We start from the raw sequence: 23,478 nt of genomic DNA on the forward strand, positions 1-23,478 counted from the left end.
TAAATTAAGGCTAAATTGGAGATTTTAATCGATGAATAAAGTAGTTAATCGTATGTTTGCTGTCTGTCTCGTGATGACATCAACACTTACCATGCAAACGTCAGCCAATGCCGCCCTACCGTTTTTTTCGGAAGATAAAGCGGAAGTGCCCAGTTTGGCGCCCATGTTGGACAAAGCAACTCCAGCCATCGTAACCATATCGGTAGAGGGCACACAAGTATCCCGCCAGCAGGTACCTGAAGTGTTTAAGCGCTTTTTCGGTGCACCTGAAGAGCAAGTGCAAGAACGGCCATTTAAGGGTTTAGGTTCGGGCGTCATTATTGATGCTAACAAAGGGTACATCGTGACCAACAATCACGTTGTCGAGAATGCCACTGAGATCACTGTTACCCTAACTGATGGTCGCGAGCTCATCGCTAAAAAGATGGGAGCTGATGCCCAAAGCGATATTGCGCTTCTCAGAATAGAACCAGAGAATCTAATCGCCTTACCTTTAGCCGATTCGGACAAAGTTCGCGTTGGTGATTTTGTAGTAGCAATTGGTAATCCTTTTGGCCTCAGCCAAACTGTGACCTCGGGCATTGTCAGTGCTTTGGGTCGTTCAGGGCTTAATATTGGGGGTTATGAGAACTTTATTCAAACCGACGCGGCTATCAACCGAGGAAACTCGGGTGGTGCATTAGTGAGCCTGAGAGGCGAGCTGGTCGGTATCAATACAGCTATTTTTGGACCAAACGGCGGTAATGTAGGCATAGGTTTTGCTATCCCGAGCAATATGATGAAAAGTTTAGTTGATCAGATTATTGAATTTGGTGAAGTCCGTCGTGGTTTATTGGGCATACTTGGTCAAGATGTTGATTCAGGTTTGGCCGAAGCAATGAATCTCAATGTCAGCAAAGGTGCCTTTGTTAGTGAGGTATCGCCAGACTCAGCCGCTGAAAAAGGCGGTATTCAAGCCGGTGATATCATTACCGAAATTAACGGTATTGCAGTTGTTAGTTTCCAAGAACTCCGCGCTAAAGTTGCCAGCAAGGGAGCCGGCAGCAAAATTGAGTTAAGCCTATTACGTAAAGGCAAAAAAGTCTCTGTTAATGTGGTATTAGGCGATGCGACTCAAGCGGTAGTGGCTGCCAAAGAAATACATCCAGCCTTAGAAGGTGCAACTTTAACCAATGGCAAAACCAAACGAGGTGATCAAGGTGTGCTTACTTCAGAAATAGCTGCTCGCTCACCCGCCGCTATGATTGGTTTGCAAGACGGAGATGTTATTATTGGTGTGAATCGTCAAAAAGTGGATAACGTAGTAGCCTTGCGCGGCGCACTAGATAGTGCAAAAGGTGTCATCGCTCTGAGCGTAATACGCGGCGATTCATCTTTGTACCTAGTTATAAGATAAGTGATAGTGAGTTGATAGTAATCAGTAGATTGCTATCAACTCACTGATTTCAGTGCTATTCTTCGCCCATCTATGAAAAAAATAAAATTATCTGTCAGTGCTAAAATCAATTTCCTTTGTTGTCAAATCTATTCTTATCGGTGTTGTTGTCTCAAGCATCATTTTATTATTGGTACCTGATTTACGTAAAGGCAGTGAAATTTCATGGGCTTTATTTAGTCCTCAAAAAATAACTCAAGAAAAACTCTCTTTTAACCATGCTGTTAATGCAGCGGGTCCGGCTGTCGTGAATATCTATAGCCAAAGTATCGATAATACGGTTAGCTTCAATCGTCGCCAGCCTGTAGAGCGTATCAGTATTGGCTCTGGCGTTATTATGACTGAAACGGGCTACATACTGACTTGCCAGCATGTCATCGAAAATGCCAATAGTATATTAGTTGGTTTACAAGATGGCCGCCGAGTCGAGGCGCAGATTATCGGTAAAGATCCAATAACTGATTTAGCTGTTCTGAGCATAACAGCAGATAACCTACACGTCATTCCTCAACAAGACGAAATAGATTTTCGCGTAGGTGATGTCGTACTAGCGATTGGCAACCCTTACGATTTGGGCCAGACCATTACGCAAGGTATTGTTAGCCGTTTTAGTCAAAGCTCCCTCGCAATGTATTTTGACTACATTCAAACCGATGCCGTGCTCAATGAGGGCAATTCAGGTGGCGCCTTAGTTGACAGCAATGGCTATTTGGTCGGTATTAACAACGCCAACTTTAAAACCTTAGATAGTCGTCGCAGAGTGAAAGAAGTCGATGGGGTCTCTTTCGCCGTTCCCTACACACTGGCTAAAAAAGTGATGGATGAAATTATTGCCAATGGCAAGGTTACCCGTGGTGTACTTGGTTTTGGCGGAGAAGAAAACCCGCTGGGCGACGGTATCCTCGTAACATCACTTACCTCAGGTAGCCCAGCAGAATCGGCAGGCTTACAAGTGGGTGATATTGTCGTTTCAGTAAAAACGTCAGTAGACAGTTTGGCGGCCAATGACCTAAGAAAAACCCTAGAATTTATCAGCAATACACTTCCGGGCAAAACCATGGAATTGCAAGTCAATCGCAACAACAATCTGCTGAGCATAAAGATAGTTGTCGCGGAATTGACGTAGGTGTTTTCAATACACCTACAAGCCATTTAATCGAGCAACAACGACTTAATAATTAACTCGTTTTATATTAGCTCCTAAGCCATTAAGCTTAGCTTCAATATGCTCGTAACCTCTGTCTAAATGATAAATGCGGTCGACTATAGTCTGCCCCTGTGCGACTAAACCGGCAATGACGAGACTGGCTGAGGCACGCAAATCAGTGGCCATAACCTGTGCACCTTTTAACTTAGACGCACCATCACACACTGCACTATTGGCTTCTAAGGTAATCTGTGCGCCCATGCGCTGCAATTCAGGTACATGCATAAAACGGTTTTCAAAAATATTCTCTGTTATAACGCCAACACCTTCAGCAATACAATTTAAAGCGACAAATTGTGCCTGCATATCGGTAGGAAAACCCGGATGTGGTGAAGTCTTTATATTAACACTCTTAAGCGCTCTACCGCGCATATCAAGCTCAACCCAATTGTCACCAGTAGTGATCAATGCACCTGCTTTGGTTAACTTGTCTAACACTGCATCAAGGGTATTAGGCGCAGCATTCTCGCATCGTACATGCCCACCAGTCATCGCTGCAGCAACTAAGAAAGTGCCGGTTTCAATACGGTCGGGTAAGACTTTATAACGACAACCTTGTAAAGTGGCTACCCCTTGGATAACGATACGATCAGTGCCTGCATGGGTGATTTTTGCACCCATAGCATTTAAACAGTTGGCTAAATCGACAATTTCAGGTTCACGGGCAGCATTTTCGAGAATGGTTTCACCATCCGCTAGACTGGCTGCCATCATCAGATTTTCAGTTGCGCCTACGCTTACAACATCCATAACGATGTGGGCACCTTTTAGTCTTCCCTCTACCGAGGCTCGAATAAAACCTGCGTCAACATTAATCTTTGCCCCCATTTGTTCTAAACCGGTCAAATGCAGATTAACAGGTCGTGCACCAATCGCGCAGCCGCCCGGCAGAGACACGTTTGCTTGCCCAAATCTGGCTAATAATGGCCCCAACACTAAAATGGAGGCACGCATGGTTTTTACTAATTCATATGAAGCAGTAAAGTTATTGATGCGGCTCGGGTCGATCACCACAGATTGGCCATCCATGCGCTCAGCTTTTGCGCCCATTTCGTTTAATAAGGATAAGCTAGTATGGATGTCTCGAAGCTCTGGAACATTGTCAAAATAACAAGTCGAGTCGGCTAAAATACTTGCCATTAATATCGGCAGGGCAGCATTCTTTGCGCCCGAAATGTTTACGCTACCACTCAATGGTGGACTAGTTTCTATAATTAATTTATCCATAAACAGGCTCTAGGTTGACGGAGGAAATAGGACTAAAAAGGAGGAAAAACAAAGCGGCTTATTGCGGCATATTAAATAATTTTTCACGTTTCCATTGTGACACTGTGAACGTTTTTATCGAGACGGCGTGCATACTTCCCTCTGCAATGACACTTGCAAGTGGTGCATAAACAAATTGTTGTTTTTTCAACCGACTCATCTCTGCGAACTGGTCGCTTATTGCAATAATTTGGAAATGCGAACCATCACCTGTTACATGCACTTCATTAAGACCAAGTGAGTCTTTAAGTAGCGCTTCAATTTGTTGGTTTTCCATATTACCTCTCAAACACAAAAAGTGGCGCTCATTGTAGCGGTAATAACTCTTCAACGTCGCTTATTTTTGCTAAATTTATTAAAGTTTGTGGCACATGCTTCAAGGTAAAAGCGACATTTTGCGCAGAACAATCACGAAGTAAGTTCATTACCCAAGCTAATCCAGCAGTATCAACGTGCTCAATTTTTTTCAAATCAAGTGTCACAGGCTGTTTATCAGCAGCCTGCTTAATCTCCTCAACACTATTGGGCCAAGCACTATTAACCGTTATACGATTTAAATCCCCACTGAGTAAAAACACATTGGCAGATTCATTAGAAACTTTTAAAACCTGCACAGATTACCCTTTTGCTTCTGGATTTAAATTTATGGGTCGACTGATCGTATTATTCATCGAATCAATCACAGCTTGAATGCCATCTTGGCGTAAAATACTTTCGAATTCGCTTTGTTTACTCGATAACAAACTAATACCTTCAGCAACCATATCATAGGCTCTCCATTCATCCGTTTTATTACTTTTACGTAACTTAAATGCAATATTAATATCAGGACGTCCAGGCTCCTTAACGATTGCACGCACGGTAACAGTACTGTCATCTCCAACATCTTTACTTGGTTGAAAAATGACTTCTTGGCCATTGTAATAAGACAGTGCTAAGGCATAAGTCGTAATTAAGTAAGAACGAAACACCTTGATGAACTCAGGAATTTTTTCTTTTGGTACAGTTCTAAAATGCTTACCTAAAACTTTGAGGGCGGCAAAGTTGTAATCGACATACGGCAGCAACTCTTCTTCCATTACTGTTCTTAATAGTTCTGGATTGGCTTCAATTTGCGAATGCTCAGTTTTAATTCGATTAAAAGTCTTAGTCGCAACTTGCTCTAACATATCATACGGATTTATTTCTTCAGCCTGAGCTGCACTGTTTAAAAACAAAGAAACCCCGATAACTATAGCCTGCAATATTTTAATTTTCACTTTACATCCTCGCCAATGATTGGCTTATTGACCTTTACTAAATAAAAACTGACCAATCAAATCTTCTAATACCAAAGCTGACTTGGTATCTTCGATATAGTCACCTTCAGACAAATTCTCTATACCTTCAATTTCAAAACCCGGTTGGAAGCCAACATATTGCTCTCCAAGCAAACCAGATGTGAGAATAGACACAGAACTTGTTTCGGGAAATTGATCATACTCTTTAGAAATACTCATACTGACCACTGGTGTAAAATCCTTAGGGCTCAGGGTGATACTATCTACTCGTCCCACGGTAACACCACCCACCTTAACTGCCGAGCGAACTTTTAAGCCGCCAATATTATCGAATTTTGCATTTAAGGTGTATGTTTCTGACTGACCAGACATATTTTGATTAACTACTTTTAGCGCCAGCATTAAACCTGCTGCAAACGCTAAAACCACAAAACCACCCACTAGAATTTCTGCTTTCCTAGAATTCATTTTTTTCTCCTACTCAATTCCAAACATAAGTGCTGTTAACACAAAATCCAAACCTAAAACGGCCAGAGATGAATAGACCACTGTTTCAGTGGTCGCTTTACTTATCCCTTCCGATGTTGGAATAGAGTCGTAACCTTTGTACGTTGCAATCCACACAATAACGAAGCCAAAAACGATACTTTTTATAATGCCGTTAACGACGTCTTTGTCCCAATCAACCGTTGATTGCATAATTGACCAGTAACTGCCTGAATCAACACCCAACCAATCAACGCCAACCACATGACCGCCTAATATGCCCACAGCGCTGAAAATAATGGCTAACATGGGCATGGAAATCATGCCCGCCCAAAAACGTGGCGCGATAATTCTCCGTAAGGGATCTACTGCCATCATTTCAAGGCTGCTTAACTGCTCGGTCGCTTTCATTAAGCCAATTTCAGCCGTTAGCGCTGAACCTGCTCGACCAGCAAAAAGCAAAGCGGTAACGACAGGGCCAAGTTCACGTAATAAGGATAAAGCGACCATTGGGCCTAAACTACCTTCGGCACCATAACCAACGAGAATAGTATAACCTTGTAAAGCCATTACCATGCCTATAAACAAGCCTGACACAACAACTATGAGCAGAGACTGAACGCCAACAGCATAGATTTGCTTGATGGTAAGAGGCACATTTTTGATAAATTGCGGTTTGGCAACGATCGCTCCGAACAGCATCAAGGTAGCGCGCCCGAAAGAGCTTAATTTACCAATGGTCACCTTGCCAATACTTGCTAACCAATTCATGCTGTTTTACCTAAAAAGGCTTGTTTAATATCACCTGCAGGATAATGAAACGGCACTGGACCATCTGCTAGCCCTTGCAAAAACTGCTGGACTAAAGGTGAGTCACTGTTTTTGATTTCAGCGGGTGTACCACTACCTATAATTTTTCTTTCTGCCAATATGTAAATGTAATCCGCAATGGTAAGTACTTCTGTTACATCATGGGTAACTACGACACTGGTAAGCTTAAGCGAATCATTAAGCGCTTTAATTAGCTTCACCAATACCCCCATTGAAATTGGATCCTGCCCGGCAAAAGGCTCATCATACATAATGAGCTCTGGGTCTAAAGCAATCGCACGAGCAAGTGCAGCTCGACGTGCCATACCACCGGATAATTCGGCAGGCATTAAATGTGCGGCTCCGCGCAATCCCACAGCTTGCAGTTTGAGTTGCACAACAGTACTAATTAAATCTTCAGACAATGTTGTGTGCTCTCGCAATGGAAAGGCGATATTGTCGTACACAGTCATATCAGTAAACATGGCGCCACTTTGAAACAACATACTCATCTGCCGGCGGACTTCAAACAAACGCTTGCGGCGCATTTGTGGAATAGACTCCCCTTTAAAACGGATGTCACCACTATCAGGTGCAAGTTGTCCCCCCATAAGCCTTAACATGGTCGTTTTGCCGATACCACTTGGGCCCATGATGGCGGTGGTTTTACCTTTTTGAATGCGCAATGAGATGTCGTCGTAAATCAAACGCCCACTGCGACTAAAACTCAAATTGTCGATCTCTATCAAATTTTCCATTTAATGGACAAGATTCCTATAAATTTTGAGACGTGGAAAATACCAAGACCCGCTAAATTGTGACTATTTTACGTTTTTTCAAGGCCGAATAACAAAGAGAAAAAGTAACAAGTTATATTCGAATTTATCGAATCAAACTTTAAACTTAGATTTCTCGGCAAATAGGCTTAATTTACATACACTTAGCATCGAAAGAAGATTACAATATTAAGCTTGTATCTGTAGACCGATGGAAAAGTAAAAAGTTGCCAGTTAATTAATATAAGCAGGTCATAGGAATTAAGCTTGGATTTTGCGACAATCTTGTTCGTATTTTTTAATAAGTGAGTGTTCGTGGTTTTTGAAGTTGTTCTCTTTCTCGTCTGGTTAGGCGTGCTCAGTTTCGCCGCAGACCGATTTGTATATGGTGCGGCTGCCATGGCTAAGAACTTTGGTATTTCTCCCATGATTATCGGCTTAACTATTGTAGCCATGGGCTCTTCTGCTCCAGAGATAGTGGTTTCCGCAACTGCGTCGTTTAACGGTAATATAAATACCGCCATTGGTAATGCAATAGGTTCAAACATTACCAACATTGCATTGGTATTGGGCTTAACCGCCATGTTAAAGCCATTGGTTATTGCATCATCGGCGCTAAAGCGCGAAATGCCCGTGTTGTTATTTTTCTCATTGTTAGCAACCTATATGTTGTCCGATTTAAACTTGAGTCGCATAGAGGGTGTTATTCTGATTGTTTTCTTTTTTGCTGTTATCGGTGCTTTAATTTGGATGTCTTTTAATCTAGAAAGCAGTGATCCACTTATTGCCGAAACTGAAAGCGAAATACCTAGTAATGTACCCACAGGCAAAGCCCTGTTTTGGTTAGTGCTTGGACTTATTTTACTGCCATTAAGTGCCAGCTTTATGGTTGATTCCGCGGTAATTATTGCCAAAACACTGGGACTTAGTGATTTGGTTATTGGTTTGACTATTATCGCAATTGGCACAAGCTTGCCTGAGCTTGCAGCTAGTATTGCTGGTGTGCTGAAAAACGAAGATGATATGGCCTTAGGTAATATTATCGGTTCTAATATTTTTAATATACTCGCAGTAATGGCGATGCCTGGTTTGATTGCGCCTGGAGCCATTGACGAATTAGCCGCTCATCGGGACATTTATATTATGCTGGGACTCAATGTGGTACTCATACTCTTGAGCTTTAATTTTAGAGGTGTACGCCGAATAAACCGCTATGAAGGTTTCGCTTTAGTGGCTTGTTTTGTTGCCTATCAAATCATTCTTTTTGGTTAATCGACATGCAAGCAACTAATCGAGATTTCAAACAATCCGCTTTAAGCGTTATCGCTATAGAGCAACAGGCTATTGCTGATCTAAGTCAGTATATTGACCAAAACTTTGTCGCTGCCTGCGAACGTATATTGGCTTGCAAGGGAAAAGTAGTGGTTTGCGGCATGGGCAAATCAGGTCATATAGGTCACAAAATTTCGGCTACTTTGGCCAGTACCGGCACGCCCGCTTTTTTCATGCATCCCGCCGAAGCCAATCATGGCGATTTAGGCATGTTAACCGAACAAGACATCCTATTGGCTATTTCTAATTCTGGCGAAACGGCTGAATTATTAGCCTTATTACCTGTGGTTAAACGTTTAGGCGTACCCATCATAGCCATGTCAAACAGCGCGTCCAATACCCTAGCCCGTTATGCTGATGTTAACTTATGCATAAAAGTGCAACAAGAAGCCTGCTCTTTGGGTTTAGCACCGACTTCTAGTACCACAGCCACCTTAGTGATGGGCGATGCCTTGGCGGTTGCGCTATTAAATGCAAGAGGTTTCACTAGTGATGATTTTGCCCTATCTCATCCTGGTGGCTCTTTGGGTCGTAAATTATTGTTAACTCTCAATGAAATAATGCTCACTGACGAACGATTACCTTTGGTCACTCCCAATCAGTCCTTAAGCCAAGTTTTGCTAGAAATATCTCGCAAGGGCCTTGGTATGGCAGGTATTATTAACGACGAGGGTGAATTGATCGGTATTTTTACTGACGGTGATTTACGTCGAGTATTAGACGCCAGAATTGACGTACATAACGTTGCCATAAAAGACGTGATGACCATAAATAGTGTGACGGCTCCGGCTAGTATGTTGGCAGCAGAAGTGTTAAAAATCATGGAGAAAAGGAAAATTAATTCCTTATTTGTGGTAGATATTGCCGGACATCCCATCGGCGCAATTAATATGCAAATTTTATTACAGGCTGGAATTATTTAATGGCATCAATAGATACCTTGTATGGGCCACTATCACAGAATACCTTGAAATTATTTTCCCGCGTGAAGCTACTAGCTTGTGATGTCGACGGTATATTCTCAGACGGCCGTATTTACCTTGGACAACAGGGCGAAGAACTCAAAGCCTTTCACACGCGAGACGGATACGGTGTAAAGGCCTTGCAAAGTATTGGTGTGCAGGTAGCAGTTATTACCGGACGACGTTCCAATATCGTTGAACAGCGCATGACTGCGCTTGGCGTGAAACATATTATTCAAGGTTGTGAAGACAAACATTCAGCTTTGGCTGAATTGCAGAAAGAACTCAATATTTCAGCTAAATATACTGCCAGCATGGGCGATGATATTCCTGATTTAGGCATGTTTGAATTAAGCGACTTATGTTTTAGCGTGACCGATGGCCATCCCAGCGTTAAACAACAAGCCACTTATGTCACCCAACATAGTGGTGGGTTTGGGGCTGTGCGTGAAATTTGCGATTTAATTTTACTGGCAAAAGGTAAACTGAATGCCAACTATGGTGCTAGCATATGAATAGAGTAACACTTTGCATCAGCTTATTATTTCTATTAGCGCTCGGCTTAAGTGTTCCCAATTGGTTGAATGAAGAAGAAATAAAGCCTAAAGCTCAAACTGAAGAAGCATGGGTGCCTAATTATCAAGCACTGACTATGCGAAGTACCTTGTATGATAAAGAAGGAAAAATGAGTCAGCAGGTCTCCGCTGAGAAAATGGAGCACTTTGATTTACTGGGCTTTACTTTGTTTAAACGCCCTGAATATAAGCTGTTTTCTGAGACGGGGCTACCTTGGAACATCACCGCAAATGAAGGTACTTTGTACGACGATCAACGTTTGCAATTTGAGACAGACGTCGAAATATCAGGTGTTGACGACGATAATCTGGCTCAGAAGGTTAATACTCAGTTTGTAGAAATAAATTTAAGTGACAAAACCATGAGCTCAGACCAATATGTCAATATCACTGGGCCCAATTATGTCATTAACAGCAATGGTTTTAAGGCCAACCTTGAGACCCAACAATATGAGTTATTTGATCATGTTAAAACCGTTTTCCAACCTACTACTAGGCATTAGTATCAGCCTTGCGGTTGGTTATTCAACCATAAGTTATGCTGGTAAAGATGATTTTTCTAAAACCATCGAAATCGCGTCTGAGCAATCGTTCTTGGATCGAATTGCCAAAAAGTCAATTTACAAAGGCAGTGTCCTTATCACTCAAGGTTCATTGGTGCTGCAAGCTGATGAAATGGAGATTGATGCCAGCAAAGGTCAAGATAAAGAAGTGTTTGTGGCGATGGGCTCACCCGCTAAATATTCCCAACGTCAGGAAAATGGCAAAATGGTGCATGCCACAGCCAATAAAATTGAATATCACCGCCAAACACGGACCTTGTCTCTAGAGGGGAATGCTGAAGTAGAACAAAATAGTAGTAGTGTCAAAGGCAACTCGATTATTTTTAACATGGAACTTGAGCAAATCATGGCACAAGGTCAAGACCAAGGTAGTGGCCGAGTTATAACGATTTTACAGCCCGAAGCTAAAGACAGCAAAACCCAAACCATTCCTGAACAGGATCCACAACCATAATGGCCATTCTAAAAGCGACCCATTTGGCAAAATCCTACAAATCACGTCAAGTAGTGCGGGATGTCAGTATAGAAGTATCGTCTGGGCAAATTGTTGGTTTACTCGGCCCTAATGGGGCGGGCAAGACAACCACGTTTTACATGATTGTAGGCTTGGTCCCCTTAGATAAGGGCGAAATATTTATCGACCAACAGGAACTCACACTGCAACCAATGCATGTGCGCGCTAGGCAAGGTATTGGTTATTTACCGCAAGAAGCTTCAATTTTTCGCAAATTAACGGTATATCAAAATTTAATGGCCATACTACAGACGCGCAAAGAGCTCTCAACTGAACAAAGAGAAATGCAGGCTGATGCACTATTAGATGAATTTAATATTAATCATATTCGCAACAGCTTAGGCATGAGTTTGTCAGGCGGCGAACGACGTCGGGTTGAAATAGCAAGGGCCTTATCGGCTGAGCCAAAATTTATTTTATTGGATGAACCTTTTGCTGGAGTGGATCCCATATCGGTTAATGATATCAAAAAGATTATCCAACATTTGCGCGATAGAGGTATAGGCGTGCTGATCACTGACCACAATGTGCGAGAAACCCTCGATGTATGCGAAAAAGCGTATATCGTCAGCCATGGTGAACTCATTGCTGCCGGAACCTCACAAGAAGTATTAAGTGATCAACGTGTAAGAGATGTATACCTTGGTGAGCAATTCAGGCTATAGTAAAGCTATGGCATGGCATGATATTTCGCACGGTTAAATTAACCCCAACGGACTAAGCATAAGAAGTAAATGAAACCCTCTTTACAGTTAAAATTTAGCCAACAACTCACGATGACGCCTCAATTGCAGCAAGCGATTAGGCTATTGCAACTTTCTACCTTGGATTTACAACAAGAAATTCAAGAGGCTTTAGATTCTAACCCATTATTAGAAGTAACTGACCCCTTCGAAAATCCCACCGGTGATAGTGCTTTAGAAACTAATTTTGGTTCTGATGGCTCAAACGACCGGGTCGAAGTGGATGCTGCAACTATTGAGACTGGGGATGCATTACAAAACAATGATATTCCTCAAGATTTGCCCTTAGATAGCACCTGGGACGAATACATTAGCGCGTCATCAGCTCCCTCTATGTCCTCAAGCAGCTTTAGTGTTGATGACGACCAAGTTTTTCAGGGAGAAACCACCGACAATATTCAAGAACACTTGTTATGGCAAATGCGCCTCACGCATTTTAGTGATACAGATATTTCTATCGCCATGGCCATTATTGATTCTATTGATGAGTCAGGTTACCTGACTATTAGTGCGGACGAAGTCCTCGCTAGTTTGTACGATGAAGAAATTGAACTAGATGAAGTGGAGTGTGTACTTAAACGCATTCAAATGTTTGACCCTATCGGTTCTGGTTCACGCAGTCCGCAAGAATGTTTATTGATCCAATTAAATCAGTTTGCTATCGAAACACCTTGGTTAGCTGAAGCCAAGATGCTTATTACCGATTATTGTGACTTAATTGGTAGCAAAGATTACCGTACCTTAATGCGTAAGACTCGTCTAAAAGAAGATGAGTTGCGTGAAGCAATGCGACTTCTGCAAACTCTGAATCCAAGGCCGGGTAGCGCGCTTATTGTCGGCGAACCCGAGTATGTAATCCCTGACGTTTCCGTGACTAAAAAAAATGGCCGTTGGATGGTTGAACTCAACCCTGACAGTTTGCCCAAGCTCAATGTCAATCAGCAATATGCGGCCATGAGCAAGAGCACAAAAAATAGTACTGATAGTCAATTTATCCGTTCGCATTTACAAGAAGCCAAATGGTTTATTAAAAGCGTTGAAAGTCGCAATGAGACCTTACTCAAAGTATCCAATTGCATTGTACAGCAGCAAATTGGTTTTTTTGAACATGGTCCAGAAATGATGAAACCAATGGTGTTAAATGATGTCGCAGAAATGGTGGATATGCATGAATCAACTATTTCACGTGTGACAACCCAAAAATATATGCATACCCCCAGAGGTATATTTGAGCTCAAGTACTTCTTTTCTAGTCATGTTGCCACAGATGTGGGAGGAGAATGCTCCTCAACAGCAATTAGGGCATTGATTAAAAAATTAGTCGCAGCCGAAAAACCCAGTAAACCTCTGAGTGATAGTAAGATTGCTCAACTGTTGGCTGACCAAGGCATAGTCGTGGCTCGGCGAACAATAGCAAAATATAGGGAGTCTTTATTGATCCCTCCGTCTAACCAACGTAAGAGTCTTTTATAGGCAAATTAAAAAAGGAAGAGGCGATATGCAAATAAACCTAACTGGTCATCATTTAGAAATTACCGATTCACTACGCGATTATGTCGATTCAAAATTTACTAAACTTGAACGACACTATGATCATATTAATAATGTACATGTCATCTTAAATGTTGAAAAGCTGAATCAGAAGGCTGAAGCAACCCTTCACCTTAGTGGCGCAGAAGTTTTCGCCAATGCTGAACATTTAGACATGTATGCCGCCATTGATGCTTTAATCGATAAGCTTGATAGACAAGTGATTAAGCACAAGGAAAAAGCTAAACGCCATTAAGTGACTCAGTAAATAATGGAAATTAAAGACGTTCTTCACCCTGACTGCACTTTATGTGCAGTGCAGGGTACCAGTAAAAAACGGATCCTCGAACTTATCAGCAATATCGCGAGTAAGCATATTGTCGATATTGATCAGGCCACGATACTCGCCAGTTTAATGAACCGAGAAAAAATGGGCAGTACCGGTATCGGTAATGGAATTGCATTGCCACATGGCCGTTTAAAAGATCTCAAAAAAGTGGTTGCTGTGGTTATGACCAATGATACGCCCATCGAATTCGATGCAATCGATAAACAACCCGTTGATATCTTTTTCGCAATATTGGTTCCAGAAGAACAGGCGAATGAACATCTTGGAACCTTGTCAGTTATTGCAGCAAAACTCACTGATAAAGACACCTTAAATCGAATGCGTGCAGCTCAAAGCGATGAAGAATTATTTAAGGTGATGAACTGATATGAAACTGATTATTATTAGTGGCCGTTCTGGTTCTGGCAAATCTGTTGTCTTAAGAGCATTGGAAGATCTCGGTTATTATTGTGTCGATAATATTCCCGTCAATCTATTGCCCACTCTGACTCACACTGTGGTTGACGAGTATGATCAAGTGGCTGTCAGTATCGATGTACGCAACTTACCCAAAGACCCGAATGATTTGGTGGAGATACTCGATTATCTGCCATCCACTTGGCATATGACAATTCTTTATCTCGATGCGAGTGATGACATATTAGTCAAACGGTTCAGTGAAACCCGTCGTCTGCACCCTCTTTCGAAACAAAATAAATCACTAGCCGAAGCTATTCAAGCAGAATCAATACTACTTGCACCTATTGCTGAGCGCGCCGATCTTTATCTCGATACCGACCAATTATCGGTTCATCAACTCGCTGAATTGGTGCGTGAAAGAATTTTGGGTAAAAAAAGCTCTAGACTTGTCTTGGTGTTTGAATCCTTTGGCTTCAAGTACGGCATTCCTAAGGATGCCGATTATGTATTTGATGCTCGATTTCTGCCAAATCCACACTGGGAACCCGACCTTAAACATTTGACTGGCTTAGATAGTCCGGTACAAATATTTTTAGGTTCTCAACCCTTAGTGACTAAATTTATATGGCAAATACAAAATTTAATAGCGACTTGGTTACCCCATTTGGAGCGTAACAATCGCAGTTATGTAACCATAGCCATTGGGTGTACCGGTGGACAACATCGCTCGGTGTATGTGGCTGAAGCCTTAGCTAAGACCTTTAGTGATTCTCACCCTGATGTACAAATTAGGCACCGGACCTTAAATCAATAAGCACTTCACCTTGAAGATATGACAGACTAATTATGCCTATACTTGAAAAAAAAATAGTCATCGTAAACAAGCTTGGTTTACATGCCCGTGCTGCAACCCAGTTGGTGCAATTAGCTAACAAATTTTCCGCTACTGTGACCTTACATTTAGGCGACAAACAAGCATCGGCCAACAGTGTCTTAGGTTTAATGATGCTGGAGGGTAATCAGGGTAAAGAGCTCAATGTCGTCAGTCAGGGGGAAGATGCGGTCGAAGCCTTGGCTGCAGTAGAAGCGTTGATAGCCGGACGTTTTAACGAACAAGAGTGATACTGAGTTCGATCATTATAATCATGTTTTAATCCAACTAAACTATTCACTCTGAACTAACATTGTTGCTAGGCTCACTAGGTTTACTCTTTAAATATTAATCCTTCTACTAGTAACGTATATCATTCGACAATCCATTTTTAAGGACAAACTGTCTACCATTATGCCTGATACATTCGACGCAAAAAGCACCAACTCTCAATTACAGGCCATTAACTCGGCGCTTGATAGCGGTGATTTTGTGCAAGTGCAAGCGATGTTACGCAGTGTCGCCCCCTGTGACGTAGCTTTGTTATTAGAGTCGAGCCGCAGCCGCATAAGAACTGAAATTTGGCAATTGATTGAACCAGATTCATACAGTGATGTGCTTGAAGAGTTATCAGAAGATGTGCGTAACGGCATCATCCGTCAAATGTTACCAGAAAAACTGGCTGACGCTCTTGAGGAAATGGACACCGACGATTTAGTCGAAACCCTCAGTGGTTTACCGGAAGCCGTTTCACAAGATTTACTAGCTTCCATGGATGAGCAAGACAGACTCCGCGCCCAGCAGGGTTTGTCATACGGTGAAGAAACCGCCGGTTTCATTATGAACACCGACACTATCACCATGCGTCCTGAAATTAGTGTTGAAGTGTTTTTGCGCTATCTTCGTCTTAAAGGTCAAATTCCAGAAAATACTGATACTTTGTACGTGGTCGATCGCGACGATAAGTTGATAGGGGGCGTTTCTCTCACTACTTTAGTCACAGCCGCCTCCGACACTAAAGTGCATACATTAATAAAAAGTTCAGAAGCCATCCCGGTCAATATGCCAGATAATGAAGTGGCCAGCTTATTCGAGCGCTACGATTGGTTGTCTGCCCCTGTGGTGGATGAAAATAATCATCTGGTAGGCCGTATCACCATTGATGATGTGGTTGATATTATTCGTGAGGATGCTGAACATTCCATGATGAGTATGGCCGGTTTAGATGATGAAGAAGACACCTTTGCACCAGTTTTTAAAAGTACTCAAAGGCGTACTATTTGGCTAGGTGTCAACTTATTTACTGCCTTAATGGCGGCGGCAGTGAGTGATTTATTTGAAGCGGCTCTTAGCCAATTGGCTGTATTAGCCATACTTAATACCATAGTGCCGAGCATGGGCGGCGTAGCCGGCAACCAGACACTGACCTTGGTGATACGTGGCATGGCCTTGGGCCACGTGCGTGCGAGTAACGCAAAATGGTTAATAAGCAAAGAGCTCGCCATCGGCTTTTTGAATGGTGTGATATGGTCGGTATTAATTGCCTCGGTAATCGCGTTGTGGAAACAAGACTTAATGCTCGGGGCGGTTATCGCCTTTGCCATGTTAATCAATATGGTCGCTGCTGGCCTCGCTGGTGCTACCTTACCCATGATCATGAAAAAGTTGCGTATTGATCCGGCCCTAGCTGGCAGTGTAATACTCACTACTATTACCGATGTCGTAGGCATTTTCGCTTTTTTAGGTACCGCAAGCTGGTTGCTGATTTAAAAAATGTCGACTAAAAAACTATTTCTATTCACCCTAATTGCTTTACTCGCTTTTGCTGCCAATTCTATTTTATGTCGATTGGCCCTTAAAGTTGAATGGGTTGACCCTTTAGATTTCTCAATTATTCGGCTCTTATCAGCCGCCATTATTTTGTGGCTCTTATTGGTGGCTAAAAACGCCCATTCTGCAAAAATTTTTATGCAATATGGTAGCAGTAAAGGGGCGGTAAATTTACTTATCTATGTGCTTGGTTTTTCTTACGCATACGTAGGACTCAGCACAGCAACAGGTGCTTTGATTCTTTTTGCCGCAGTTCAATTTACTATGCTTGGTGCTGCACTGCTAAGTGGTAAACGTTTATCCGTATTGGAAAGTATCGGCATTGCCATCTCACTAATGGGTCTATGTTATTTTGTCTATCCTGAACTAGATAAACCCAATGGCTTGACTTTCATCTTTATGATCGTGGCAGGAATAGCGTGGGGTATGTACAGCCTGATAGGGAGTCAATCGGTATCACCACTGCTCGATACCAGTAGCAATTTCATTCGCCTTGTTCCCCTTTGTGTCTTGGCTTTGTTTGTTGCCTACTTCTTTGGTGATACTCACATTACCTTCCTAGGTTTCGTTTACAGTGTTGCCTCCGGTGCACTTGCTTCCGGTTTAGGTTATAGCTTGTGGTATAAAGTCTTACCCAAACTAGATAAAAGTGTCGCCGCAGTCAGTCAACTCTCTGTGCCCATCTGGGCTGCCTTAGGCGGTATTTTGTTTATTCATGAAGGGATTACTTGGCATCTATTACTATCTTCTTGTCTCATTTTGGGCGGTATTTTGTTGGTACTCCTATCACAGTTTAAACAAAAAATTCCCGCTTAATCGAATAACGGCATCCTTCAGAAATTCTATTTTAACGTAAACATATTTCATAATAAGACCGATAAATTCCCCATGTTATATTGGGCTCCCAACAAACTCGGGATGAGATTATGTTAAAAATATACCTTGCACTTATTCTACTCATAATCACCGGCTGCGCGACTTCCAATAAATCTAATGTGGCGAACTTTAAAGCTATTGCCGATTCTAATCTAGTGCAAATTACCGACAGTTCATTTGACCGCTTTGTTATCTCCGATCCAGCGGTATTCAGTAAATATAAACAAGTGATTTTTTTTCCCATGCAGTTCGACCGTTTAACAATTGATAACAGTGCGGAACAAGAGTTGGTAGATAGTTGGAGCGATTCTAATTGGCAAGAAATGGATCAAATTTGCCAATACTTTGATGACTTTGCTTTGAAAATATTTTCCGAGCGCCAAGGTTTAACGCCAACGAATCAAGGAGGTGAGAATGTCTTGGCAATTGAATTTCGCCTTATTAATTTTATGCCTTATGGTAAACGATACCAAGATTCAAGCATGGATACCGTGGGCGTAAGTGCAAATAAAAAAGGCACCGGCAGCATTACTATTCAAGTCGTTATTGCAGATTCAAAAACTGCTGAACTGTTAGCTATTATTGAAGATGGAATGGAAGTAAATACCGGTAATATGACAATAATAACTGGCGATTTATCCTTACAAACCCAGAGTAATAATAAGTCCTCACAAAATTACGCTTGGCGCAGGGTATTCAAACAGTGGGCAACTAGGCTACATGATGACCTTGTAAGATTACAAAACCTGCCGCACGAGACCATAAATTAAGCTTTATATAGCTACTTTTGCTGATGACGACAAATTCGTCATCAGCCTTAACTTTTACAATTCACCGGCTCCATTGCTGGCTTTACAAATATAGATATCTTCTTTAATGCCGGTTTTAACTTGATATTTTTGTGCTATCAATTGTTTTGCCCCATCCACCAAAGCATGAGGCATAAGTGCAACAATACAGCCACCAAAGCCACCGCCCGTCATTCTCACACCACCATTTTGACCTAAGTAAGACGACAACAATTCAACAATATAATCAATTGGCTCGACGGTAATTTCAAAATCATCTCGCATCGAAATATGTGATGCGGCCATTAAATCCGACAAGGCACTCAGGTCGTTATTACGTAATGCTTCAGCTGCTAAAAGTGTGCGCTCACTATCAGAAACAACATGATGAGCACGCTTATAAACTAAAGCTGGCATTTTGTCTTTTTGACGCTGTAGCTCAATTAAACTAATGTCACGTAAGGCTTTAATTTCTAGAATTCGAGCTGCTTCTTCGCACTGCAGGCGACGAGTATTATATTCACTGTCGACCAAGCCGCGCTTAACATTGGAATTAATAATCATGACAGACAATGACTCAGGCATCGAAATCAATTGAGTCTCAAGCGAGCGACAGTCTAACAACAAGGCATGATGCTCGGCCCCACAGGCACTGACCATCTGATCCATAATGCCGCAGTTACAACCCACAAACTGATTTTCCGCCGCTTGGCCGTTTAATGCCACATCAGACTGACTCATGGCCAACTGATAAAGTTGCCTAAATGTTTCGCCAACAACCACCTCTAAGGACGCTGAAGAGCTTAAACCTGCACCTTGAGGAACATTCCCAGTTATAGCTAAATCTGCCCCGCCAATGACCATACCACGCAGTTGAAGGTGCTTAACCACACCACGCACGTAGTTGCTCCATTGTTGTGAGCTATGAGGCAGAATTTCACTATCAAGACTAAATTCGTCCTGTTGATTTTCATAGTCAAGGGCAACAACTCGGACTGTCATATCGTCGCGGGGCGAAACCGCGACTAAGGTTTGATAATCAATCGCACAAGGCAATACAAAACCATCATTGTAGTCGGTATGCTCACCGATCAGATTAACGCGACCAGGTGCTTGAAAGTGTCGACCCGGCGCATAACCAAAACTGGCGGTAAAAACCGCATCAAGCGTGTTAATTCTCGTTTTTAATATGCTTGTCATGATGCTTATTTTCCTGCTTGTTCGTTGTAGTGTAGCTTACTGACTTGTTGCAGTTTTTCGGCTGCTTGTTCTGGCGTCAAATCTCGCTGTGGCTCAGCCATCATTTCATAACCGACCATAAATTTACGCACTGTTGCTGAACGCAATAAGGGCGGATAAAAATGGGCATGTACCTGCCAATGATCAGTTTCGCTTAAGTCGTTAGGTGCCCAATGCCAGCCCATTGAATAAGGGAAAGAACATTGAAATAAGTTGTCATAGCGGCTTGTTAATTCTTTGATGGCGACGGCTAAATCAGCCCTTTGCTGAGCACTAATATCCACTAAACGTGCACATTTAAACTTAGGCATCAATAAGGTTTCAAAAGGCCATGCGGCCCAATATGGTACAACCGCGATCCAGTGCTCAGTTTCAACCACCGTGCGACTGCCATCGGCAGATTCTTTTTGGGCGTAATCCAGTAGCAAGGCACTATTATGTTTGTCAAAATAAGTTTTTTGGTTTATTTCCGCTTTTGCTACCTCATTTGGAATAAAATCATTAGCCCAAATTTGTCCATGTGGATGGGGATTAGAACAGCCCATAGCAGCACCTTTGTTTTCAAATACTTGCACCCAGACATACTCTTTGGATAACTCAGCGACCTGCTCTTGCCAAGTTTGAATCAGACCTTTAATAGCCAATACGGGCAATTCTGGCAGAGTAAGATTATGTGCAGGGGAAAAGCAAATGACTCGGCTCGTTCCCCGAGCGGCTTGCAAGGTAAATAAATCATTATTTGTTTGCTCAGACTTTGGTGTGTCTTGCATCAAGGCAGCAAAGTCATTGGTAAAAACAAAGGTACCTTGGTAATTAGGATTAACTTCACCATTGATGCGCGTATTGCCTGAGCACAAATAACAATCAGGATCATGAGCCTGACTTTGCGTAGATTGTGGTTTTTCTACCTGACCCTGCCAAGGACGTTTAGCACGGTGAGGCGATACAAGTACCCAATCTCCGGTCAGAGGATTACGGCGACGATGTGAATGATCAATGGGGTCAAATTTAGACATAAGTACAACTCAAATTTTAACAATAACGATTCGATAAATCATATTATAGTATTTATATACAAACTTTAAAATTAAAATACTAAATTGTCAGTATTTTAATTTGTTTTATACCTGAAGACTGACCTTAGTCGTCGATATCTTGCTGGCCCACCCAATTGATCAATTTTTGGAGGTCTTGGCTAGCAGCATGATTGAGTTCTTCGACCCAGTCGTGCACGTTTTGCCACCATGCTGGATGGTCACCTTGCTGGATTTGATTGGCAATTTTTTGTACCCGCGCTAAACCGACCGAACCCGCTGCACCTTTTATCTTATGGGCCTGAGAACAGACTTCATCCTTTTCGTTGGCACTTAAACTGAGTTGCAATATTTCGAGATAGTCAGGTATGTTTTCTTGGAAAACTTTGACGCTGGTTCTAACCATTTCATGGCCGATAGTATCAACTAACATTTGCAGTAAATCTAAGTCTAAAATGGCTTCTAACTTATCGCCTTTGGGTTCTTCAAAAGGCTGGGCGGTTTTAGTCGGTTCATCGGTAAACAAACTATTAAATACTTCAATAATGCGGCTCTTTTTAACCGGCTTAGCGATAACATCATCCATACCATTATCTAAATATTCTTGGCGTGTTTTAACCACATTGGCGGTCAAAGCAACAATGCTTGTTTGCTCAACAAGCCCTTCGTTGTGCAATACACTGGCCACTTCAAATCCATTAATATCGGGCAGTTGAATATCAAGTAATATCAAGTCATATTGTTTGTTACGCGCCATATCAATGGCTTCATTGCCCGTCATTGCCACATCAACAAATTGACCTAATTTTTCTAGTAAGGCTTTAGCCACCATGACATTCAGTTCAATATCTTCAACTAACAAAATTTGTAAACCAAGGACTTTTAATTCTTCAACCTGTATGGGTTTTTTACTAATTGCCAACGGTAAATTTACGCTAAAACAAGTTCCTTCGCCCACCACACTGCTGACTGAAATATCGCCTTTCATTAATGACACCATTTGCTGACAAATAGCCAAACCTATCCCTGTGCCAGTGGCACTTTGATGTTCAGGGGAATTGACTTGGTAATACATCGCAAAGATTTTTGCTAACTCATCTTGTGGAATTCCCACGCCCGTATCACAGACTTTAAAGGTTACCATACTGGTATTGCTGTCTATTGTTTGGGCTTGGATATGCAAAGACACTTTGCCTTTTTGAGTAAATTTGACAGCGTTAAACAATAAGTTCCAGAGTATTTGGCGCAAACGTGTACCGTCTGCCTCGACTAAGGCAGGCAATGGTTCAATTAGTTTTGCTTCAAATTGCAGACTTTTATCATCAGTGAGTAATTCAATAATACTGCCCAACTCACTGGTAAAATCTTTTAACGAAATGGTTTTTAGAGATAATTCTAAGCGGTCACGGTCTAGTCTATCCAAATCAATAATGTCATTGAAAATGTTACCTAAGGTGATGCCACTAGCATAAATAGTGCTCACCCAAGCATATTGCTCACTGTTTAATTTAGTATCTCGTAACATGCGGCTTAATCCGACAATACCATTCAGTGGCGTGCGTAATTCGTGACTGATAGTTGCAATGAAAGCAGTTTTGTCTTTACTGGCTTTAGCTACTGCATTTTCTGCTTGTTTACGTTCTGTTATATCGCGACCAAAGGCTAACAAACCCAGGCGTTTATTATCAGCACCAAAAAATGGCACCTTACGCATTTCAAAATAGCGTCGTTTACCATCAGCAAAACGCAGCCACAATTCTTCGGTAATACTGACATTATTCTCAAGAATATAGTGATCACTCTCTACCACTTGGCGAGCCAGTTCCTCGTCATACACTTGATGGGGAGTTAAACCAATTAGCTCTTGTTCGGTTTTACCGGTCATTTGCTCAGCGACACGGTTGCATCCGGCAAACTGCCCCTCTTCATTGCGGTAGTAAATAAGATCCGGTGAGGCATCGATGATAGAGCGCAGTAAGGTTGACAAGCGCAAAGCCTGCTGTTCTTTTTCTGAGCGGTCTTGTATTTCATGCTCAAGATCAGTAAACACACTTTCTCGTTCCAGCTGCGCGTTTTTGCGTTGCTCAATCTCGTAGTTAAGCTGTTTGATATTGTTCTGCAAAGTTTGGTTAAGCAGCACATCCTCTTCACGTAAGCGTTCAAGCTGAGCCACCACATCTTTTAAATGCTCTCTTGATTGCTCAAGTTGTTTAACTAATTCACTGAAAAAGAATAATACCCAAGGCGCACTTAACATCGTTAAAAAGATGGCACTTATAAAATCTTCAATATTAGCCCGATCATTAATGGCAATACGGAATAAGTAAGAACCCACTAGGGTGAACAAAAGCGTAAAAATCACAAAAAGTATGCTCGCTTTCATAGCACCAAAACGATGAATTTTTTGCGCTAAACGAATAGCCCAAGTTTCGGGAGTCTGATTTAAAGGCATGAATGGCTCTCTTCAAGCTGGTGGGATTAAGTTTGCTGGCAGACATGCTAGCAAGTTTATGGGTTGGGTCAACAAAGCAATGGTCAGAACAACTGAATATTCGAACAATAAGCTGTAGATCGCTTAACCACTGTCGAGAATCAACACAGTTTATGCATTTT

At 42.0% G+C, this 23,478-nt stretch carries 26 protein-coding genes; 16 read left to right on the forward strand and 10 right to left on the reverse strand.

All coding sequences use genetic code 11. The features are described from left to right. Positions 1-31: 31 nt before the first annotated feature. Positions 32-1,396 (forward strand): DegQ family serine endoprotease, encoded by a 1,365-nt coding sequence (locus tag ABKW31_RS08475; protein ID WP_348615892.1) that lies wholly within the window; start codon positions 32-34, stop codon positions 1,394-1,396. A 97-nt stretch (positions 1,397-1,493) separates the two neighbouring features. Next, positions 1,494-2,561: a trypsin-like peptidase domain-containing protein gene (locus ABKW31_RS08480; RefSeq protein ID WP_348615893.1), complete on the forward strand. Its 1,068-nt coding sequence runs from the start codon at positions 1,494-1,496 to the stop codon at positions 2,559-2,561. A gap of 45 nt (positions 2,562-2,606) precedes the next feature. On the opposite strand, the gene murA is transcribed toward ABKW31_RS08480, so the two are convergent. From murA to ABKW31_RS08515, 7 genes are read right to left on the reverse strand one after another with little or no spacing between them, the layout of a single operon-like run. After that, complete coding sequence (murA, locus tag ABKW31_RS08485) at positions 2,607-3,869, reverse strand: UDP-N-acetylglucosamine 1-carboxyvinyltransferase (RefSeq protein WP_348615894.1); 1,263 nt, start codon at positions 3,867-3,869, stop codon at positions 2,607-2,609. A gap of 58 nt (positions 3,870-3,927) precedes the next feature. Continuing rightward, positions 3,928-4,185 (reverse strand): BolA family protein, encoded by a 258-nt coding sequence (locus ABKW31_RS08490; protein ID WP_348615895.1) that lies wholly within the window; start codon positions 4,183-4,185, stop codon positions 3,928-3,930. Between the two features lie 28 nt (positions 4,186-4,213). After that, the gene (locus ABKW31_RS08495) at positions 4,214-4,522 is read right to left on the reverse strand and encodes an STAS domain-containing protein (protein WP_348615896.1); all 309 of its coding nucleotides are present in this window, start codon (positions 4,520-4,522) and stop codon (positions 4,214-4,216) included. A gap of 3 nt (positions 4,523-4,525) precedes the next feature. Then, entirely contained in the window at positions 4,526-5,155 is a 630-nt protein-coding gene (locus tag ABKW31_RS08500) for an ABC transporter substrate-binding protein (RefSeq protein ID WP_348616036.1), read from the reverse strand. A gap of 36 nt (positions 5,156-5,191) precedes the next feature. After that, positions 5,192-5,656 carry an outer membrane lipid asymmetry maintenance protein MlaD gene (mlaD, locus tag ABKW31_RS08505; RefSeq protein ID WP_348615898.1) on the reverse strand — a complete coding sequence of 155 codons (465 nt, stop codon included), beginning with the start codon at positions 5,654-5,656 and terminating at the stop codon, positions 5,192-5,194. Between the two features lie 9 nt (positions 5,657-5,665). Then, positions 5,666-6,445: a lipid asymmetry maintenance ABC transporter permease subunit MlaE gene (gene mlaE / locus ABKW31_RS08510; protein ID WP_348615899.1), complete on the reverse strand. Its 780-nt coding sequence runs from the start codon at positions 6,443-6,445 to the stop codon at positions 5,666-5,668. Then, positions 6,442-7,242 (reverse strand): ATP-binding cassette domain-containing protein, encoded by an 801-nt coding sequence (locus tag ABKW31_RS08515; protein WP_348615900.1) that lies wholly within the window; start codon positions 7,240-7,242, stop codon positions 6,442-6,444. The genes mlaE and ABKW31_RS08515 overlap by 4 nt, the downstream gene beginning before the upstream one ends. Positions 7,243-7,575: 333 nt before the next feature. Here ABKW31_RS08515 and ABKW31_RS08520 point away from each other — a divergent pair, with 333 nt between their 5' ends. The 14 genes from ABKW31_RS08520 (at position 7,576) to ABKW31_RS08585 (ending at position 18,574) form a co-directional block, all read left to right on the forward strand. Then, the gene (locus tag ABKW31_RS08520; protein WP_348615901.1) at positions 7,576-8,532 is read left to right on the forward strand and encodes a calcium/sodium antiporter; all 957 of its coding nucleotides are present in this window, start codon (positions 7,576-7,578) and stop codon (positions 8,530-8,532) included. 5 nt (positions 8,533-8,537) lie between these two features. Continuing rightward, on the forward strand, positions 8,538-9,515 hold the full coding sequence (locus ABKW31_RS08525; RefSeq protein WP_348615902.1) for a KpsF/GutQ family sugar-phosphate isomerase: 978 nt from the start codon (positions 8,538-8,540) through the stop codon (positions 9,513-9,515). Then, complete coding sequence (kdsC, locus tag ABKW31_RS08530; RefSeq protein WP_348615903.1) at positions 9,515-10,069, forward strand: 3-deoxy-manno-octulosonate-8-phosphatase KdsC; 555 nt, start codon at positions 9,515-9,517, stop codon at positions 10,067-10,069. The genes ABKW31_RS08525 and kdsC overlap by 1 nt, the downstream gene beginning before the upstream one ends. Continuing rightward, positions 10,066-10,632, forward strand: coding sequence for an LPS export ABC transporter periplasmic protein LptC (gene lptC / locus ABKW31_RS08535; protein ID WP_348615904.1), 567 nt, complete (start codon positions 10,066-10,068; stop codon positions 10,630-10,632). The genes kdsC and lptC overlap by 4 nt, the downstream gene beginning before the upstream one ends. Then, the gene (lptA, locus tag ABKW31_RS08540) at positions 10,595-11,146 is read left to right on the forward strand and encodes a lipopolysaccharide transport periplasmic protein LptA (protein WP_348615905.1); all 552 of its coding nucleotides are present in this window, start codon (positions 10,595-10,597) and stop codon (positions 11,144-11,146) included. Before lptC ends, lptA begins: the two co-directional genes overlap by 38 nt. Further along, positions 11,146-11,871 carry an LPS export ABC transporter ATP-binding protein gene (lptB, locus tag ABKW31_RS08545; RefSeq protein WP_348615906.1) on the forward strand — a complete coding sequence of 242 codons (726 nt, stop codon included), beginning with the start codon at positions 11,146-11,148 and terminating at the stop codon, positions 11,869-11,871. The genes lptA and lptB overlap by 1 nt, the downstream gene beginning before the upstream one ends. A 69-nt stretch (positions 11,872-11,940) precedes the next feature. Further along, positions 11,941-13,422, forward strand: a complete 1,482-nt coding sequence (locus tag ABKW31_RS08550) for an RNA polymerase factor sigma-54 (protein WP_348615907.1) — start codon at positions 11,941-11,943, stop codon at positions 13,420-13,422. Positions 13,423-13,447: 25 nt separating this feature from the next. After that, positions 13,448-13,735 (forward strand): ribosome hibernation promoting factor, encoded by a 288-nt coding sequence (hpf, locus tag ABKW31_RS08555; protein ID WP_306021849.1) that lies wholly within the window; start codon positions 13,448-13,450, stop codon positions 13,733-13,735. A 15-nt stretch (positions 13,736-13,750) separates the two neighbouring features. Continuing rightward, the gene (ptsN, locus tag ABKW31_RS08560; RefSeq protein ID WP_348615908.1) at positions 13,751-14,194 is read left to right on the forward strand and encodes a PTS IIA-like nitrogen regulatory protein PtsN; all 444 of its coding nucleotides are present in this window, start codon (positions 13,751-13,753) and stop codon (positions 14,192-14,194) included. A 1-nt stretch (position 14,195) separates the two neighbouring features. Continuing rightward, on the forward strand, positions 14,196-15,041 hold the full coding sequence (rapZ, locus tag ABKW31_RS08565; RefSeq protein ID WP_348615909.1) for an RNase adapter RapZ: 846 nt from the start codon (positions 14,196-14,198) through the stop codon (positions 15,039-15,041). A 32-nt stretch (positions 15,042-15,073) separates the two neighbouring features. Continuing rightward, positions 15,074-15,349, forward strand: a complete 276-nt coding sequence (locus ABKW31_RS08570) for an HPr family phosphocarrier protein (RefSeq protein ID WP_348615910.1) — start codon at positions 15,074-15,076, stop codon at positions 15,347-15,349. Between the two features lie 163 nt (positions 15,350-15,512). Next, positions 15,513-16,868, forward strand: a complete 1,356-nt coding sequence (gene mgtE, locus ABKW31_RS08575) for a magnesium transporter (protein ID WP_348615911.1) — start codon at positions 15,513-15,515, stop codon at positions 16,866-16,868. 3 nt (positions 16,869-16,871) lie between these two features. Continuing rightward, the gene (locus ABKW31_RS08580; protein ID WP_348615912.1) at positions 16,872-17,744 is read left to right on the forward strand and encodes a DMT family transporter; all 873 of its coding nucleotides are present in this window, start codon (positions 16,872-16,874) and stop codon (positions 17,742-17,744) included. A 110-nt stretch (positions 17,745-17,854) separates the two neighbouring features. Beyond that, positions 17,855-18,574, forward strand: a complete 720-nt coding sequence (locus ABKW31_RS08585; protein ID WP_348615913.1) for a hypothetical protein — start codon at positions 17,855-17,857, stop codon at positions 18,572-18,574. Between the two features lie 54 nt (positions 18,575-18,628). On the opposite strand, the gene galK is transcribed toward ABKW31_RS08585, so the two are convergent. From galK to arcB, 3 genes are all read right to left on the reverse strand, one after another. After that, positions 18,629-19,792 (reverse strand): galactokinase, encoded by a 1,164-nt coding sequence (gene galK / locus ABKW31_RS08590; RefSeq protein WP_348615914.1) that lies wholly within the window; start codon positions 19,790-19,792, stop codon positions 18,629-18,631. Between the two features lie 5 nt (positions 19,793-19,797). Then, positions 19,798-20,847 carry a UDP-glucose--hexose-1-phosphate uridylyltransferase gene (locus ABKW31_RS08595; RefSeq protein WP_348615915.1) on the reverse strand — a complete coding sequence of 350 codons (1,050 nt, stop codon included), beginning with the start codon at positions 20,845-20,847 and terminating at the stop codon, positions 19,798-19,800. A gap of 124 nt (positions 20,848-20,971) precedes the next feature. After that, on the reverse strand, positions 20,972-23,317 hold the full coding sequence (arcB, locus tag ABKW31_RS08600; protein ID WP_348615916.1) for an aerobic respiration two-component sensor histidine kinase ArcB: 2,346 nt from the start codon (positions 23,315-23,317) through the stop codon (positions 20,972-20,974). Between the last annotated feature and the right edge of the window lie 161 nt (positions 23,318-23,478).

The organism is Paraglaciecola sp. 25GB23A, assembly GCF_040012495.1.
Classification (GTDB): Bacteria; Pseudomonadota; Gammaproteobacteria; order Enterobacterales; family Alteromonadaceae; genus Paraglaciecola.